Raw genomic sequence first — 17,264 nt, forward strand, 5'->3', positions numbered from 1 at the left:
CGAAGCCGGGCCGGGAACGGTCCCGGCCCGGCTTCCGGCTCAGAGAGCCTGGCTCTCGGAGCTGTTCAGCACCTGGGTCAGGGCCGACTCGAAAGCCGAGGTGGTCGCCGTCGGGTCCTGACGGCGCACATCGATCACATGACCGGTCATGCCGGACAGCAGCACGTCGAGCGAGCTGCGCGCGACCTCCTCGGAGGACAGGAGGGAGCCGGCCGGCTCCTGCCCGAACGCCTTCGTCCGCATCGGCGTGGCGGTCCGCTCCGGGTTCACGCAGTTGACCCGGATGCGGTCCTCGGCCCACTCGTCCGACAGCGCCTGGGTGAGGTTCACCATGGCGGCCTTGGTGGAGGAGTACAGGCTGTACTCGGCGCGGCCGCGGGTGTAGCTGCTGGAGGTGAACAGCAGCAGCTGGCCGGCGGTCTCCGCCAGGTACTTGTACGAGGCGCGGGCGATGTTCACCGGCGCGAGGTAGTTGACCTCGAGCGCCTCGCGCACGGTCGCGTTGTCAGCCTCGTGCAGCGGACCGACCCGCAGCACGCCGGCCGTGTTCACGATGTAGTCGATCCGGCCGGTCTCGGCGTACGCGGCGGCCAGCGCCTCCTCGACGTCGTCGGGGTTCTCCACGTGGGTGCCGGTGGTGGAGCGGCCCAGGGCGTAGACCTTGGCCCCGTACCCCTCCGCGATCCGCGCGATGTCGGCGCCGATGCCGTACGAGCCGCCGAAGACCAGCAGGGTCTTGCCGGCCAGCCGCTCCCGGTAGAACTCGTCGGCGCCGTGCGTCGGGGCGGTGGCGGAGGCGAGCTGGAACAGCTTGTCGGCGATGAAGACGTCGACCGGCTGGGTGACCTTCATGTTGTACTCGTCGCCCATGACGACGTGCACGGGCACGTCGGGCAGGTACTTCACGACCACCGAGCAGTCGTCCGTGGCCTGGAAGAACGGATCGCCGGCCGCCCGCTCGTAGGCCTCGCGGATGGTGGAGAGCCGGAAGCCCTGCGGGGTCTGGCCGCGGCGCAGCCGGGAGCGGTCCGGGACCTCGGTGATGAACTCGCCGTCGGCGCCGTGCGTCCGGGTCACGATGATGGTGTCGGACGAGGGGATGGCCACGTCGACGGCGGAGTAGCGGTCGAGGGCCGTCACGCACTCCTTGACCACGCGCTGCGAGAGCAGCGGGCGCACCGCGTCGTGGAAGAGCAGGTTGCAGTCCTCGCCCTCGCCGAGCTGTTCGGAGACCGCGCGGATCGCGATGTTCGTCGTCTCGCTGCGGGTGTTGCCGCCGGCCAGGACCCGGGAGACCTTGCCGAGTCCACTGCGGGCCACGATCTGCTCGGCCTCGGCCAGGTGGCTGGGCGTCATCAGGACGAGGACGTCGTCGATGTCCGGCGCGTTCTCGAAGATGTGCAGGGTGTGTTCCAGGATGGACTTACCCGCGATCTTCAACAGCTGCTTGGGTATCGAGAGCCCGATGCGCTGACCGGTGCCCCCGGCGAGGACAACGGCGACGGTGCGGCGGCGGTTGACGCGCGTGGTCAAGATCTTCCTGCTTCCTGAAAGGGCTGGTGCGGCTGCTCGGGCAGCTCCGGGTACTCGATGGGGAAGTCCTGGAGTCCCCGCCGGTACAGGTCGCTCGCGGCCTTGGCGAAGCGATAGGAGGACGGCGGGTGGTCCGTGCCCAGGAGGTACTCCTTGAGCTGTTCCCGGTACGGGGCCATGACGTCCTGGTCCCGCGAGAACATCGCCTCCAGAGCGGTCTCCAGACCCCCGCAGTCGGTGTCGAGGAGGTACGAGGCGTACGCCGTGCGCTGCTCGTTGCGGAACTGGTCGTCCGGCAGGCCCTCGAGGTTGAAGATCGCGTACGGCTTGCGGCTCGCCACGAAGTCGGAGACCACGCTCGACATGTCGCCGATGAGCAGGTCGGAGTGGTTGAAGCAGTCGTACAGCGAGGGGATCCGCTCGATCACCACGTGGTGGGCGCTGTCCGGCAGGGACTCCCAGTAGAGGGCGCCGGCCTGCTCGCGGAGCCTGCGGATCCGGCCGGTCCGCTCGTCCTCGGTGAGGTCCGGGTACTTGGAGCGCACGCCGCGCTCCTGCAGGTCGGCGAGCTTCTTGTCGATCCGGGCCAACTTGCGGGCCGCGGTCTTGGAGTCGAGGACCTTCTTGCCGAAGCGGCGCGCGTTGTCCTCCTGGAGGAGCGCGATGACGCGCCGGTGCGCGGCGGCCGCGGCGGGTGAGCGGGAGCCGGTGAGCGGGTGCGGCTTGTAGATGATGCGCAGGGGGCGCTCGTAGTCGAGCAGGGTGCGGATCAGCTTCTCGCCGGCCGGGATGACCGAGGTGTAGCAGGCGTCGTCGGTCCAGCCCTCCCAGGTGGGGGCGTAGATGACGGTCGGCGTGGACTGCTCGACCGAGCCCGACCAGCGCCGCACGGGCATCAGCTGGGGGCGGCCGACCTCGACGATCTGCTCGGGGCGGACGGCGTGCTTGATGCGTTCGTAGCGGTCGCGGCCGGCCCGGCCGGCCACCCAGATCTCGTCGAAGACCTTGCTGACGCGGTTGCTGCTGGCGGCCTTGTCGCTGTCGCCGTGACCGATGAACACGTGCTTGACGTCATGGCGCTGCAGCATGTGCACGTTCTTGCCGGCGTTGCCGGGGTAGAGGCACACGCGCAGCTCGGGCATCTCGACCCGGGCCAGGTACTCGGCCTTCGGGACGCAGACGACGGGGACGGCGGTGGCGTCCAGGTAGCGCAGGGTGGCCCGCTCGCGCAGCACGATGACGGGCCGCAGCTCCATCGCCTCCAGCGACTCCAGCCACATGTTCACCTGGTACATGAAGTCCTTGGAGATCGCCGCGAAGGTGAAGTACAGGGCGACCTGGGGACGGTACCGGGACAGCTCCTCGTTGAGCAGGTCGATGGCCTCGTCGGTGTCGGGCAGGATCAGCGCGTTGCGGGCGCCGGGCAGCAGGACGAGGAGGGCCAGGTAGGCGACCGAGACGGAGAGGATGCCGCCGTAGGTGACGAACCGCCAGTTGTCGGTGGCGATGGTGCCGAGCGCGCCGGCGAAGAGCGGGACGTCCAGGTGCAGCGTCTTGCGGACGTGCTTGTTCATCAGGAACGGGTGCGGCATGCGCCGGATGCCCAGGACCTCCATGTCGAGGCCGCGGGTGGTGTACGGCAGTTCCGCGCGCTTCTTGCGGACGTGCTTGAGCACCGCGCCGTAGGCGAGCTGGAGCACGAAGAGCAGGATGAGCCCGACCGAGGTCATCTGGACGACGAAGGAGTCGATGTCCGCGATCGCGCCGCACAGTGCCAGCAGCAGGAACTGACGGATGATGAAGCGGATGGTCAGACCGAAGCGGGAGTCGCGCAGCCGGTCCAGGGTGGAGGACTGGGCGCTGTGCAGCATCAGGTCGGCGAGGTAGCTGACGGCGGCGGAGGCGGCGAAGACCTTGAGGGACGGCATCACCACCGCGACCATCATGCCGAGGAAGCTCAGCACCAGTGCGCTCGATATGAGCACGCCAAGAAGGGCTTGACGCTTCTGCTTGTTCATGGCCGGGCGGCCCCTCCTTGCCGATGCCGTGACGCGTGTCACTTGCGCCGAAACTGCGCCACGGTGGGGGCGTGACTGGTCGACCTATGAAGACGCTGAGAGGCGAAAGTATATGCAGGGGTGGACGGCGGATGAACGAACTGTGGAGTTGGTTCGAACAGTCGGTCACAAGTATGCGAAATAGTTATGCAACGCTGCCCGAAGCGTGCTCGTTTTCCGTACAACCCTCACGCAGCGTCCCCAAGGTCTCGCGCAAAGTGGTTACGACCTGCGGTCGAAGCCGTAGACCGCGAGTTTCCGGCGGCCCGGTGCGGTGACCGAGAAGCCGACGCAGAGGAGCGGATCCGGGGTGTTTCGCACTGATATTCCTTCCGGCTCCCGAAAAGGAAGGTCGGGGTCGGCGGTCACCCGGCCACGGCCCGCCAATTTCCCCGACGTCACGTCGAGGGCCGTGACGAAGGTATTTCCGCCGGTGCCGCGCGGGTTTCTCCCCGACGATTTGCTGTAGGGATTTCCGGTCAGGTGGTACACGTAATTCCCGTGCAGCGCGCAGCCCTGGAACGTCTCCCGTTCGAGCGCCGGCGGCACCCGCAGGTCCCGCAGCGGCTCGCGGCCCCCGGCCAGCAGGTCCCGCATCCGGTGCACGGCGTAGCGGTGCTCGCCGTCGGCCAGATAGCTGACGAGCACCTTCCCCGCGGCCGCGTCGAGCGCCGGGTGCACCCGTGTGCTGCCGGGCGGCGCTGCCCGCAGGTGGACGACCGACGGATCGTCACCGTCCAGCACGCTTCCGGCGCGGAAGCGTACCCGGGTCACCGCCCGCCCGTACCCCGTCTCGGGATGGGGGCGCGACTCCACCCAGAGCCGGGCCCCGTCGTCCGTCGGCTCCACGCCCAGCGAGATGCCGTGCCCGAAGCCGCGCAGGTACATGTGCCCGAGCCGCCGGCCCGAGACCGCGTACCGGGTGACGCACAGGTCGCCGGCGCGCTTGCGGTCGTCGGCGTCCAGCGGCTCGTCCTCGCCGGGCAGCCGCCGGCCGCCCTGGACCAGCTGGAGCGCGTACACCTCGTCCCGTGCGTCGTCGAACGCCAGCGACTGGGGCCCGGTGGTGTCGCGCAGGGGCGTCGGAGACCACAGCCGGGCGGCCCGGTCGATGTCGAACTCCCCGGCCGGCTCCGAAGGGCCCGCGGCCGGCCGCTCGCCGCGGCCCAGCGCGAACCCGGCCACCCCACCCACCGTCAGCGAGACCGTGGCGGTGCCCCCGGTGAGGAGCAGGGTCCTGCGGCTGACGGGCGGACGGGCTGAGGGCATGCGGCGGTTGACCCTTCTCGGGAGCGACGGGAGCCATCCATTGTGTCAAAGACGATCAAAGATGATCAAAAGGCGGATGCCCGCCCCTCGTCGAGGGACGGGCATCCGCCTTTGTCCGCCTCGCAGTCACGCGGCGACTGCCTTGCGCCGCTCCTGCTCCGGCAGTGCCTTACGCCGGGACGCTCGCCACGCCCTGCGCCAGGAACCGCTTGCCGTTGACGCGCTCCGAGACGCCCTCGCGGTCCAGGTACGGCGTGATGCCGCCCAGGTGGAAGGGCCAGCCCGCGCCGGTGATGAGGCAGAGGTCGATGTCCTGCGCCTCGGCGACGACACCCTCCTCCAGCATCAGACCGATCTCCTGGGCCACCGCGTCCAGGACGCGGTCGCGGACCTGCTCCTCCGTCAGGACGACGTCGCCCTGCTTGAGGAGCGCGGCGACCTCGGGGTCGAGCTCCGGCTTGAAGCCGTTCTCCGCGTTGTAGACGTAGAAGCCGCGCTTGCCGGCCTCGACGACGGCCTTCAGGTTGGGGGAGACCTTGAAGCGCTCCGGGAAGGCGCGGTTCAGGGTCTCGGAGACGTGCAGACCGATCGCCGGGCCGACCAGCTCCAGGAGGACGAGCGGGGACATCGGCAGGCCGAGCGGCTCGACCGCCTTCTCCGCCGTCTCGACGGAGGTGCCCTCGTCGATGACGTTCTGGATCTCGCCCATGAAGCGGGTCAGGATGCGGTTCACGACGAACGCCGGGGCGTCCTTCGTCAGAACGGCCGTCTTCTTCAGCTTCTTCGCGACACCGAAGGCGGTGGCGAGCGAGGCGTCGTCCGTCTGCTCGCCGCGCACGATCTCCAGGAGCGGGAGGATCGCGACCGGGTTGAAGAAGTGGAAGCCGACCACGCGCTCGGGGTGCTTCAGCTTGGACGCCATCTCGCTGACGGAGAGCGAGGAGGTGTTGGTGGCGAGGATCGCGTGCGCCGGGGCGACGGCCTCGACCTCGGCGAACACCGTCTGCTTGACGGACATCTCCTCGAAGACGGCCTCGATGATGAAGTCCGCGTCCGCGAAGCCCTCGGCCTTGTCCAGGACACCGGAGACCAGGCCCTTGAGGCGGTTGGCCTTGTCCTGGTTGATCCGGCCCTTGCCGAGCAGCTTGTCGATCTCGCCGTGCACGTAGCCGACGCCCTTGTCGACGCGCTCCTGGTCGATGTCGGTCAGGACGACCGGCACCTCGAGGCGGCGCAGGAAGAGCAGGGCCAGCTGGGAGGCCATCAGACCGGCGCCGACGACACCGACCTTGGTGACGGGGCGGGCCAGCGACTTGTCCGGCGCGCCGGCCGGGCGCTTGCCGCGCTTCTGCACCAGGTTGAAGGCGTAGATGCCGGAGCGCAGCTCGCCGCCCATGATCAGGTCCGCGAGGGCCTGGTCCTCGGCGTCGAAGCCCTTCTGCAGGTCGCCGTCCTTCGACGCCTCGATGATGTCGAGGGCGCGGTAGGCGGCCGGGGCGGCGCCGTGCACCTTGGAGTCGGCGACGGCACGGCCCTTGGCGACGGCCTGGTCCCAGCCCTCGCCGCGGTCGATCTCCGGGCGCTCGACGGACACGTCGCCCTTGAGGACGGACGCGGTCCAGATGAGGGACTGCTCCAGGAAGTCGGCGCCCTCGAAGATCGCGTCGGCGATGCCGAGCTCGAAGACCTGCTTGCCCTTGAGCTGGCGGTTCTGGTTCAGCGAGTTCTCGATGATGACCTGGACGGCCTTCTCCGCGCCGATCAGGTTCGGCAGGATCGTGCAGCCGCCCCAGCCGGGCACCAGACCGAGGAAGACCTCGGGCAGCGAGAAGGCCGGCAGCGCCTTGGAGACGGTGCGGTAGGTGCAGTGCAGACCGACCTCGACACCGCCGCCCATCGCCGCGCCGTTGTAGTACGCGAAGGTGGGGACGGCCAGGCCCGCGAGGCGCTTGAAGACGTCGTGGCCGCCCTTGCCGATGGCCAGGGCCTCCTCGTGCTTCTTCAGCAGCTCGACGCCCTTGAGGTCGGCGCCGACGGCGAAGATGAACGGCTTGCCGGTGATGCCGACGCCGACGATCTCACCGTTCGCGGCCTCCGCCTCGACCTGGTCGATCGCGGTGTTGAGGTTGGCGAGCGACGCGGGGCCGAAGGTGGTCGGCTTGGTGTGGTCGAAGCCGTTGTCCAGCGTGATCAGCGCGAACCGGCCCGCGCCCGCGGGGAGTTCGAAGTGCCGTACGTGGGCGGAGGTGACGACCTCGTCCGGGAAGAGCTCGGCGGCGCCCTTCAGAAGCTCTGCGGTGGTGCTCACTTGCTGCCTCCGGCGTCCTTGTGGTTCGGGTTCTCCCAGATGACCGTGGCGCCCATGCCGAAGCCGACGCACATGGTGGTGAGGCCGTAGCGGACCTCCGGCTGCTCCTCGAACTGGCGGGCCAGCTGCGTCATCAGACGGACGCCGGAGGAGGCGAGCGGGTGGCCGTACGCGATGGCGCCGCCGTACTGGTTGACGCGCGCGTCGTCGTCGGCGATGCCGTAGTGCTCCAGGAACGCGAGGACCTGGACGGCGAACGCCTCGTTGATCTCGAAGAGACCGATGTCCGAGATGGACAGGCCGGCCTTGGCCAGCGCCTTCTCGGTGGCCGGGATCGGGCCGTAGCCCATGACCTCGGGCTCGACGCCGGCGAAGGCGTACGAGACCAGGCGCATCTTCACCGGGAGGTTGTTCTCGCGGGCGAAGTCCTCGGAGGCGATGATCGAGGCGGTGGCGCCGTCGTTCAGGCCGGCCGCGTTGCCCGCGGTCACGTTGCCGTGGACGCGGAACGGCGTCTTCAGGTTCGCCAGCGACTCCAGGGTGGTGCCCGGGCGCATCGGCTCGTCGGCGGTGACCAGGCCCCAGCCCGTCTCGCCACCGGCGGGGTCGGTGCGGCGGACCGAGATCGGCACCAGGTCCTGCTGGATCTTGCCGTCGGCGTACGCCTTGGCGGCCTTCTCCTGCGAGCGCACGGCGTACTCGTCGGCGCGCTGCTTGGTGATGCTCGGGTAGCGGTCGTGCAGGTTCTCCGCCGTCATGCCCATGAAGAGGGCGGACTCGTCGACCAGCTTCTCGCTGACGAAGCGCGGGTTCGGGTCCACGCCCTCGCCCATGGGGTGGCGGCCCATGTGCTCGACACCACCGGCGATGACGGCGTCGTACGCGCCGAAAGCGATCGAACCGGCCACCGACGTCACGGCGGTCAGCGCGCCGGCGCACATGCGGTCGATGGAGTAGCCCGGCACGGACTGCGGCAGACCCGCCAGGATGCCGGCGGTACGGCCGAGGGTCAGGCCCTGGTCGCCGATCTGCGTGGTCGCGGCGATGGCGACCTCGTCGATCTTCGCCGGGTCGAGAGCCGGGTTGCGGCGCAGCAGCTCCCGGATGGCCTTGACGACGAGGTCGTCGGCGCGGGTCTCGTGGTAGATGCCCTTCGGGCCCGCCTTGCCGAACGGGGTACGGACGCCGTCGACGAAGACGACGTCCCTGACGGTACGAGGCACGATGGCTCTCCTCCAGGGTGCGGGATGGCACTGCTGCTGCTCGGGCGCGCGGCGCCCGGCACGCGGCTAAGCGCGCGCTTGCTACCCCCATGCTACTTACGAGTAACCAAGCTGCCCAGTCCCCGGGCCGGGAGCGGCGAACGTCACACCCGGCTGGGCGCCCGGAGCGGTCACATATCGACGTCCGGAGGCGGCATCGGCCTGCCGCGCCACACGACCCTGATGCGGTCCAACAGGTGAACCAGCGCCGTGTCATGAACGAGGGGCATCAACGCATCGACGTCGGTGGGCCGCAACCGGCCCAGGGCCGCGAGGTCCAGTGTCAGGAGCAGAGGCTCGGCGTGCTCGGCCAGCCAGTCCACGCGGCCCAGCTCACGTGCCAGCCGCAGGAGCTCGACCGTGAGCCTGGGGCGCTCGACGGACGGCACGTCGGGAAGTGCTGCCGCATGACGGTCAAGGATCTCGTCCGCCGGACTCGGCGTGACTCGGTGCCATACGTGCGTGGTCTCCGCCTGCCCGAGGGCCGCCGCAAGCCGCGCGTGACTGTCGGCCGCCCGCAGGAGGGTGCCCAGCCGGGAGATGATCGTGTCCAGCTCGGCGTGGGCCACATCGGGGCGCCCCACCTGCCCGTGGACGCAGTCGATCAGCGCCCTCCAGGTGCTCGCGTGCCGACCCGGATCGGAATCCGCCCTTGCGGACAGCGTCAAGGCCTTGAGTGTCTCCACCACGATGGGCCCCGGCAGATCGGCGGCGTCTCGCGCCAACAGCCGTGCCAGGACGTCCCGCATGGTCGGCAGATCCGCCTCGGGCACGTACGGCAGCATCACCGCGAGATCGGCGTAGGCGTCCGCGACACCGGCAGCCGCTTGACGGTCTCCGCTCAGGACAGCCATCAGCGTATGGGCCGACGAGCGGACCGCTCCCTCTCCGTCGGCGCGGTACGTCCGCAGCGTGCCGGACAAGCGCGTAAGCAGTGGGACCAGGACGTGAAGCAGCTCCGCCGAGTCCGCGTCGCCCAGGAACGACATGCGGCGCACGAGCTCCGCCACGGAGTGCCTCTCGTCGTCTGAATGGAAGCCGCCGGGCCTCGGCGCCCGGATGGGGGCGGACCAGGCCCGATCTTCCTCGTGTGCGTCGTCCGACCTCAGGGCGATCCGCAGACCATGGCGCGCGGAGTCCGGGCTGCCGTATTTCTGATGGCTCAGCGAGAGGAATCCGGTGAACGAGGTCCACGAGGCGTCGCTGAACTGCGAGCGCCACAGGTGGGCGCAGCGCGACCAGGCGTCCTCGACCTCGCGGGACCCGGACAGGAACGCGTCGAGGTCGAGGACCCCCTCCACCGCGACGGCGATCAGCAGGAGATTGGCGCCGTAGACCGCGTCGCGCTCCACGGCGCTCTGGACGACCGGCCGGTACGCGAGGTCCGCACCCCGAGAATCGTCCCTTTCCGCCCCTGCGAAGAGCACCCGCAGCAGCCGCGCCAAGGACCGGCGGTACTCCTCGTCACCCGATGCCAGCAGCTCGCGAACGTTGCGCACCACTTCCGCACGGTCGGTGAGGGGGACGACCGACAGCAGGGCGCGCAGGCGCCGGTCGTCCGGCTCGCGCTTGGCAGGACCGTGTGCGCAGAGCACGTCGTCCAGTTCGCAGCGGATCAGCCGCGCCACCAGGTGTTCGCCGAAAGTCGCGTGGAGGAATTCGTAGCACCGGAGGTTCTCCTCCGCCACCACAGCCTGCGACTCGTGGACGAAGAAGAAGCGCCCGAAGACCAGCGGCGGGGTCTCCCCTTCCAGCAGATGCGCGAGATCCCGTTCGGCATCGGTCGCCATGATGCTCTGGCTGCCGCGATGGAACATTCCGGTCGCGATCACTCCGAGACGCCGCAATTCGTCAGCCACGGCCTCGGCCTCGGCAGCCTCCGGCAGCACGCCCGTCTGCTTCACGACTTCCCGGCGGACGAACTCGCTCAGCAGCGTCTCGTAGAGTCCCGCCCGTCCCCCGCCGACCCCGCGCCGCAGGCGCAGCGCATTGCCCACCGCGTCGTACAGCGCGAGCATGAGCAGCAGAAGCGGCTGCGTGGCGAGCTCCTCATGCGGCCGCAGCACTTCCCAGGTGAGCGGTTCGAGCCCCTGTTCCGCGAAGTACCGGCGGTTCGCCTCACGCCAGATCGCGAGCCACCGGGTGATGTGCCGCTCGCCGAACGGCTCCAGCCGCATGACGGTGGCGGTGCCGGGGAGGTGTGCCCGGTCGGCGACCACGGTCCGGCTCGTGACCACGACCACCGTCGGGCGTCCCCACTCCGCCTCCCGGGCCTGCAGCCGCTCGATCTCGTCCAGATACCCCCACAGGCGCTGATGGCCCCGTCCCTGTGCGCCGGCTTGGAGGAGCTCGTCGAAACCGTCGAGGAGGACCACGCGTACGACGCCCGACGCCTCGTCCACCACCTCGGGCCACGGTGTCCGTCTGCCCGTGTTCCGCAGCAAGGCCTCCTCGATCTGCTCCTGTACGTCGACGTCGGCCGACACATGCCGTAGCTCCACACGGACGCAGAAGAACTCCCGCTCCGGCAGGCGTGCCTCCAACAGACGGGTCAGGAGCGACTTGCCCGACCCCGGATGCCCGAGCACGAGCAGGGGTGCCCGCGTGGCCCGTGCGGTGAGCAGATAGGCGGCCAAGAACGTGGCCAGGTCGTGACGGAGCGGCTGCCGCTCCCACCAGTCGTCGCTGGCCAGATGGCGGTCCACCGGGCGTGGGGCGAATCGGAAGGAGGGCGCCACGTATCCTTCGGCGAGCGTGGGAATCACGAGGTCGGAGCCATCGACCGAGGCGATGGGGGCCCGGAGACGCGCGCGTGAACGAGGTGGTGCCTTCCCCCCGTCGGCGAACTCGCTCAGCAACGAGCCCAGCCTGCCCAGGCCGGTGCGGTCCGCCGGGGCGGGCGGTTCGTCCTCGTCTGGGGGGATGACCACGCTGTCGGACGTCAGGCGGAACTCCGGACAGCTCCATGAGACCTCGGAGACCAATTGGTCGTACTTCCGCATCGCCTCCCGGGCGAGCCGTTCCGGCGGTGAACTCCCCGGGGTGGCGGAGCGACTGACGACGTCGCCCGCGGCCACGTACGAGGCGATCAACTCGGCCCGTAACTCTGCCGGCTCACGGACGCGGAACGAACCAAGCTCGATCTGGGCGAGTTCGTGGAGGACATCGGTCGTGACGTCGGCCGGACCGGCACCCCAGTCCTCCATGGGAGTGAGGCCGGCGCGAGCGACCGTCTCGCAGAACGCGGCGACGTGCAGAACGACGTCGGCCGCACACAGCAGGACCGTCCGGTCCAGGCCCTGTGCGGAGCGGACCCGTCCCGGGTAATGGGCGAGGAGCGCGGGGAGTTCCGCTGACGGCGATCCGTCCAGTGCCAGCGGTGCGAGCACGTCCTCGGCGAAGTCCTCGAGCCGCGCACGTCTCCCGGCCAGGACGGCCACCGCGCCGGCAAAGTCACCCCCGTCTTCGAGCCATGCCCGCCCGTCGACGTCGGGGCGCCGCGGGCGCTGCCGGGGCTTCTCGACGCCTTCGGCGCCACCGATCACCTCCAGCTCCCCGTGGCGTCGACGCCAGTAAACAGAGTCGAGCGGGAGCCCGGGCAGATCGGGCGTCTTCGTGTGTCGGCGGCAGTATTCGACGATCCGCAGGACGTCCTCCACTCGCGGAGGAGCGGTGCGCCGCCCGCTCAGCAGTTCCGAGATGGTCGACTCGCTCCGGCCGAGGGCACGGGCCAGCGCCGTCTGGGGCACGTGGTGCGCCTGCACGAGATGCCGCAGTGCGGCGCAGAAGTGGGCGACAGCGCTTGGAGCATCGGTCACGAACTGGCCCCCCGACATTCGTACGACTTCGGCCCCAGAGGCAGCAGCGTAGGCCTGACCTGCCACGACCGCCCGGTGCTTTGGAAATCTTCGGTAAAGGACCAACCCGGTCGGCCGGTGTCCCACAGTCGGTCCGGCGGTGGTGCAGGACCACCGCATGACGGAAGGAAGTCCACATGACGTCCTGGCCCATGGCGCTTTCGGTGAGCCTGGTCGGGCTCGGTCCCCTGGCTCTCCTGGCCGCGGTCGCACTGCCCGCGGTCTGGTCCTCTCGGCCGGCACGTCGTCGGGCCGCCGTCGGCGTGCTCGCGCAGCTGTTGGGTGCCGGGCAGTCGCGATCCCGGGCCGCCCGCCGGTGGTGATGGATCCGCGCCCCCACGTAGGGTTCATTTACGTGTAGGGCCGGATGCCCGAGCCGCCGGCAGGGTGATCAGCGGCGCGGTAGCGGGTCCCGCCAACGGAGTGCCACCGCCTCGGCCACCATCAGGTGGGGGCGGGCCCGGCTGCCGGACGCGCTGATACGTAACATCCGGCGCCTCCAGGTTGGTGAGGACGGGGATGGGCGCCCAGCTCAGGGCGGAGGTGCGGCAGGCCGGCGATCGCGCCTACCCCGAGGCTAGGGTGCCAAGAGCGCTTTAGCCGAGCGTGACAGAACCGCATGGCGAAGCCCCCGGGGCATCGCACCGGGGGCTTCGCCACACCTGTCTCTTCCGGACGTCTCCCGCTCAGCCCTTCGCCGCCAGCGCCTTGACCAGCAGCGGTGTCACCAGGCCCACCTGCCACGCCCGCGCGCCGTAGCCGGTCAGGGCCGCCGCGACCGTGTCCGGGTTGACCGGGGCCGGCGGTTCCCAGCAGACCCGGCGGACCGTGTCGGGCGTGATCAGGTTCTCCTGGGGGAGGTTCAGCTCCTCCGCGAGCGCCGACACCGCCGTGCGGGCCGCGGCGAGCCGGGCGGCCGCGGCCGGGTCCTTGTCGGCCCAGGCGCGCGGCGGGGGCGGGCCCGCCACGGGCTGGCCCGGCTGCGGCAGCTCGGCGTCCGGCAGGTCCTTCGCCCGGTCCACGGCCGCCTGCCACTGCTCCAGCTGGCGGCGGCCCATCCGCTGCCCGAAGCCCGGCAGCGCCGAGAGCGCGCCCGCGTTCGGGGGCAGCGCGAGCGCCGCCTCCACGATCGCCGAGTCGCTCAGCACCTTGCCGGGGGAGACGTCGCGCCGCTGCGCCACGCGGTCACGGGCCGTCCACAGCTCCCGTACCACCGCCATCTGACGGCGCCGGCGCACCTTGTGCATCCCGGAGGTACGGCGCCAGGGGTCCTTGCGCGGCGGGGCGGGGGGCGCCGAGGCGATGGCGTCGAACTCCTCCAGGGCCCACTCCAGCTTGCCCTGCCGGTCCAGCTCCTTCTCCAGCTCGTCGCGCAGGTCGACGAGCAGCTCCACGTCGAGCGCGGCGTACCGCAGCCAGGGCTCGGGCAGCGGCCGGGTGGACCAGTCGACGGCGGAGTGGCCCTTCTCCAGGGCGTACCCGAGGACCGACTCGACCATCGCGCCCAGACCCACCCGGGGGAAGCCCGCGAGCCGGCCGGCCAGCTCGGTGTCGAAGAGCCGCGTCGGCACCATGCCTATGTCGCGCAGGCACGGCAGGTCCTGGGTCGCGGCGTGCAGGATCCATTCGGTGCCGGCGAGCGCCTCGCCGAGACCGGACAGATCGGGGCAGCCCACCGGATCGATCAGCGCGGTGCCCGCGCCCTCGCGGCGCAGCTGGACGAGATAGGCGCGCTGCCCGTAGCGGTAGCCGGACGCGCGCTCGGCGTCGACGGCGACCGGGCCGCGGCCTGCGGCGAAGGCGGCGATCACCTCGGCGAGGGCGTCCTCGGTCGCGACGACGGGCGGAATGCCCTCGCGCGGTTCGAGCAGCGGGATCGGCAGCCCATGCGCAGGGACGTCGTCGTCCGAGGGGGCGCCCCCGGTGGTTCGCAGTGCGGTGTCACTCGCGGTGTCTTGGGCGTCGGTCACCTGTCAAGGGTATCCGTCAATGGCAAGCGCCCATCGAAGGAACGCTCGGAACGGCCGACTGGCCGGACACAGAGGGAACGTTCCGTCGACAGGCGCTCGACAGCCGTCACACCGAAGGGACGGCGAGGGGGTGGATCACGCCTCGCGGCGCGCCGCTCAGTGGATGATCCCGGTGCGCAGCGCCACCGCGACCATGCCGGCGCGGTCGCCGGTGCCCAGCTTGCGGGCGATGCGGGCGAGGTGGGACTTCACGGTGAGGGCCGAGAGGCCCATGGAGACGCCGATGGCCTTGTTCGACTGGCCCTCCGCGACGAGTCGCAGCACCTCGACCTCGCGGCCGGAGAGCTCGCGGTAGCCGCCCGGGTGGCTCGGGGCGCCCGGGGGGCGGCGGTGGCCGAGGCGGGCGGCCGCGGAGCCGATGGGGGCGGCGCCGGGGCGGGTGGGGTGCCCGATGTTCGTACGGGTGCCGGTGACGACGTAGCCCTTGACACCGCCGGCCAGGGCGTTGCGTACCGCGCCGATGTCGTCGGCGGCCGAGAGGGCGAGGCCGTTGGGCCAGCCCGCGGCGCGGGTCTCGGACAGCAGGGTCAGGCCGCTGCCGTCGGGGAGGTGGACGTCGGCCACGCAGATGTCGCGCGGGTTGCCGACGCGGGGACGGGCCTCCGCGATGGACGACGCCTCGATGACGTCGCGCACCCCGAGCGCCCACAGGTGGCGGGTGACGGTGGAGCGGACGCGCGGGTCGGCCACGACGACCATGGCCGTCGGCTTGTTCGGGCGGTAGGCGACCAGGCTTGCGGGCTGCTCGAGGAGAACGGACACCAGGCCTCCTGGGGAAGGTGGGGGACGGAGCCGGCTCGGGGAAGAAGCCGGGGGCGAACCCGTTGCTTTGAAGGGGTCACTGAGTCCTTCGGCAGCAGGGCCGCCCGCCTTTAGGGAAAGATCACGATTTAGTGAGTAACAATTGGGGCAATTCGGACGCGCGATCGATCATCGTACGAGCCTCATGCGATCCGGGGCCCCGCCCCACTCGAAAGTGTCCGAAAAACGACCCTCTCCGACCCTCTCCGACCCTCGCCGGCCCTCGCCGCACTCTCCGCGCGGCTACGGGTGCTGCGGGCCCCGGCGCTGCGGCAGCGAGACGACCCCCGCGCCCGACGTCGTCCCCGCCCCCGGCCCGGCCCCCGGCTCGGCCGGTGACGGCGGCAGCCCCGCGACCTGGCACAGCAGATCGCACCAGGCCGCCAGGTGCGTCCCCGTGTCCGGCACCCCCGCCGGACCCTCCCGCGGCGTCCACGACGCCCGGATCTCGATCTGCGTCGCCGGCCGCCGCTCCGCGAGTCCCCCGAAATAGTGGGAGCCCGCCATCGTGACGGTGCCGCTCGCCTCCTCGTACGCGAGCCCGCGCGCCTCGAACGCCCCGGTCAGCCACGACCAGCAGACCTCCGGCAGCAGCGGGTCCGCCGCCATCTCCGGCTCCAGCTCCGCCCGTACCAGCGTGACCAGTCGGAAGGCGCCCTTCCAGGCGTCGTGCCCGGCCGGGTCGTGCAGCAGCACGAGCCGCCCGTCCGCCAGGTCCTCCTCGCCCGCCACGACCGCCGCCTCCAGGGCGTACGCGTACGGGGCGAGCCGCTGCGGCGGCCGGGTCGGGTCCGCCTCGATCTCCGGCCGCAGCCGGACCGCGCGCAGCCCCTCGACCGCCCGCCGGAACGCGGGCGGCAGCGGGTTCGTGTCCGTGGGGTCCACCCTGTCGCCCGCCGTCTTCTCCGTCCCTCGAATGCCGTCGGAATGATCGGAAGAATGTCCCTGAGCCGCAGCCATGCGGGGAAGAGTAGGCGGAACGGGGCCCGCGCGCAGGGAGGGACACCCGGGCCGGGCGAGCGGCTTCTCGCCACATGCGAAGATTCTGGGCGTGAGCGCCAACCACAGCCCCGAGGGCAACCAGACGAACCAGACGAAGCACCAGCCGCAGACGTACGACTCCGCGTTCCTGAAGGCGTGCCGGCGTGAGGCCGTGCCCCACACGCCCGTCTGGTTCATGCGGCAGGCCGGGCGGTCCCTGCCCGAGTACCTCAAGGTCCGCGAGGGCATCCCCATGCTCGAGTCGTGCATGCGGCCCGAGCTGGTCACCGAGATCACGCTGCAGCCGGTCCGCCGGCACAAGGTGGACGCCGCCATCTACTTCAGCGACATCGTCGTCCCGCTCAAGGCCATCGGCGTCGACCTCGACATCAAGCCCGGCGTCGGCCCCGTCGTCGCCGAGCCCATCCGCAGCCGCGCCGACCTGGCCCGGCTGCGCGACCTGACCCCGGAGGACGTCCACTACGTCACCGAGGCGATCGGGATGCTCACCGCCGAACTGGGGTCCACCCCGCTCATCGGCTTCGCCGGCGCTCCGTTCACCCTCGCGAGCTACCTCGTCGAGGGCGGCCCGTCCCGCAACCACGAGCACACCAAGGCGCTCATGTACGGCGACCCGCAGCTGTGGGCCGACCTGCTCGACCGCCTCGCCGAGATCACCTCGGCCTTCCTCAAGGTGCAGATCGAGGCCGGCGCCTCCGCCGTCCAGCTCTTCGACTCCTGGGTGGGCGCCCTCGCCCCCGCCGACTACCGCCGCTCCGTGATGCCGGCCTCCGCCAAGGTCTTCGACGCGGTCGCCTCGTACGGCGTCCCGCGCATCCACTTCGGTGTCGGTACGGGCGAGCTGCTCGGCCTCATGGGCGAGGCGGGCGCCGACGTGGTCGGCGTCGACTGGCGCGTCCCGCTCGACGAGGCCGCCCGCCGTGTCGGCCCGGGCAAGGCGCTCCAGGGCAACCTCGACCCGGCCGTCCTCTTCTCCTCGCGGGAGGCCGTGGAGGCCAAGACGGACGAGGTCCTGGCCGCCGCGAAGGACCTGGAGGGCCATGTCTTCAACCTCGGTCACGGGGTGCTGCCGACGACCGATCCGGAGGCGCTGACCCGCCTGGTCGACTACGTGCACACGCGGACGGCCCGCTGACGACCGCCCG

General features: G+C 70.9%; 10 protein-coding genes. 1 reads left to right on the top strand and 9 read right to left on the bottom strand.

What is annotated here, in order from left to right:
* Nucleotides 1–39 precede the first annotated feature (39 nt).
* The 9 genes from ACIRSU_RS30935 to ACIRSU_RS30975 all read right to left on the bottom strand — a co-directional run bounded on the left by ACIRSU_RS30935 (nt 40) and on the right by ACIRSU_RS30975 (nt 16,077).
* Entirely contained in the window at nt 40–1,533 is a 1,494-nt protein-coding gene (locus tag ACIRSU_RS30935) for an SDR family NAD(P)-dependent oxidoreductase (protein WP_403799099.1), read from the bottom strand.
* Nucleotides 1,530–3,551 (bottom strand): hypothetical protein, encoded by a 2,022-nt coding sequence (locus ACIRSU_RS30940; RefSeq protein WP_403799102.1) that lies wholly within the window; start codon nt 3,549–3,551, stop codon nt 1,530–1,532. Before ACIRSU_RS30940 ends, ACIRSU_RS30935 begins: the two co-directional genes overlap by 4 nt.
* A 261-nt stretch (nt 3,552–3,812) precedes the next feature.
* The gene (locus tag ACIRSU_RS30945; protein ID WP_403799105.1) at nt 3,813–4,859 is read right to left on the bottom strand and encodes a signaling protein; all 1,047 of its coding nucleotides are present in this window, start codon (nt 4,857–4,859) and stop codon (nt 3,813–3,815) included.
* Between the two features lie 169 nt (nt 4,860–5,028).
* A complete protein-coding gene (locus ACIRSU_RS30950) occupies nt 5,029–7,167 on the bottom strand; it encodes a 3-hydroxyacyl-CoA dehydrogenase NAD-binding domain-containing protein (RefSeq protein WP_403799108.1) in 2,139 nt (712 codons plus the stop codon).
* A complete protein-coding gene (locus ACIRSU_RS30955) occupies nt 7,164–8,390 on the bottom strand; it encodes a thiolase family protein (protein ID WP_403799111.1) in 1,227 nt (408 codons plus the stop codon). Before ACIRSU_RS30955 ends, ACIRSU_RS30950 begins: the two co-directional genes overlap by 4 nt.
* 170 nt (nt 8,391–8,560) lie before the next feature.
* Nucleotides 8,561–12,247, bottom strand: coding sequence for a helix-turn-helix domain-containing protein (locus ACIRSU_RS30960; RefSeq protein ID WP_403799114.1), 3,687 nt, complete (start codon nt 12,245–12,247; stop codon nt 8,561–8,563).
* Between the two features lie 725 nt (nt 12,248–12,972).
* Nucleotides 12,973–14,256, bottom strand: coding sequence for a ribonuclease D (locus ACIRSU_RS30965; RefSeq protein WP_403799117.1), 1,284 nt, complete (start codon nt 14,254–14,256; stop codon nt 12,973–12,975).
* 156 nt (nt 14,257–14,412) lie between these two features.
* Nucleotides 14,413–15,078: a response regulator transcription factor gene (locus tag ACIRSU_RS30970; protein WP_017242457.1), complete on the bottom strand. Its 666-nt coding sequence runs from the start codon at nt 15,076–15,078 to the stop codon at nt 14,413–14,415.
* 282 nt (nt 15,079–15,360) lie between these two features.
* Nucleotides 15,361–16,077 (bottom strand): DUF3000 domain-containing protein, encoded by a 717-nt coding sequence (locus tag ACIRSU_RS30975; RefSeq protein ID WP_403799120.1) that lies wholly within the window; start codon nt 16,075–16,077, stop codon nt 15,361–15,363.
* 91 nt (nt 16,078–16,168) lie between these two features.
* Between ACIRSU_RS30975 and hemE the strand changes: the two genes are divergently transcribed.
* Nucleotides 16,169–17,254, top strand: coding sequence for a uroporphyrinogen decarboxylase (hemE, locus tag ACIRSU_RS30980; protein WP_403799122.1), 1,086 nt, complete (start codon nt 16,169–16,171; stop codon nt 17,252–17,254).
* Nucleotides 17,255–17,264: the final 10 nt, after the last annotated feature.

This window comes from Streptomyces sp. NPDC101160, from assembly GCF_044768205.1.
Taxonomy (GTDB): Bacteria; Actinomycetota; Actinomycetes; order Streptomycetales; family Streptomycetaceae; genus Streptomyces.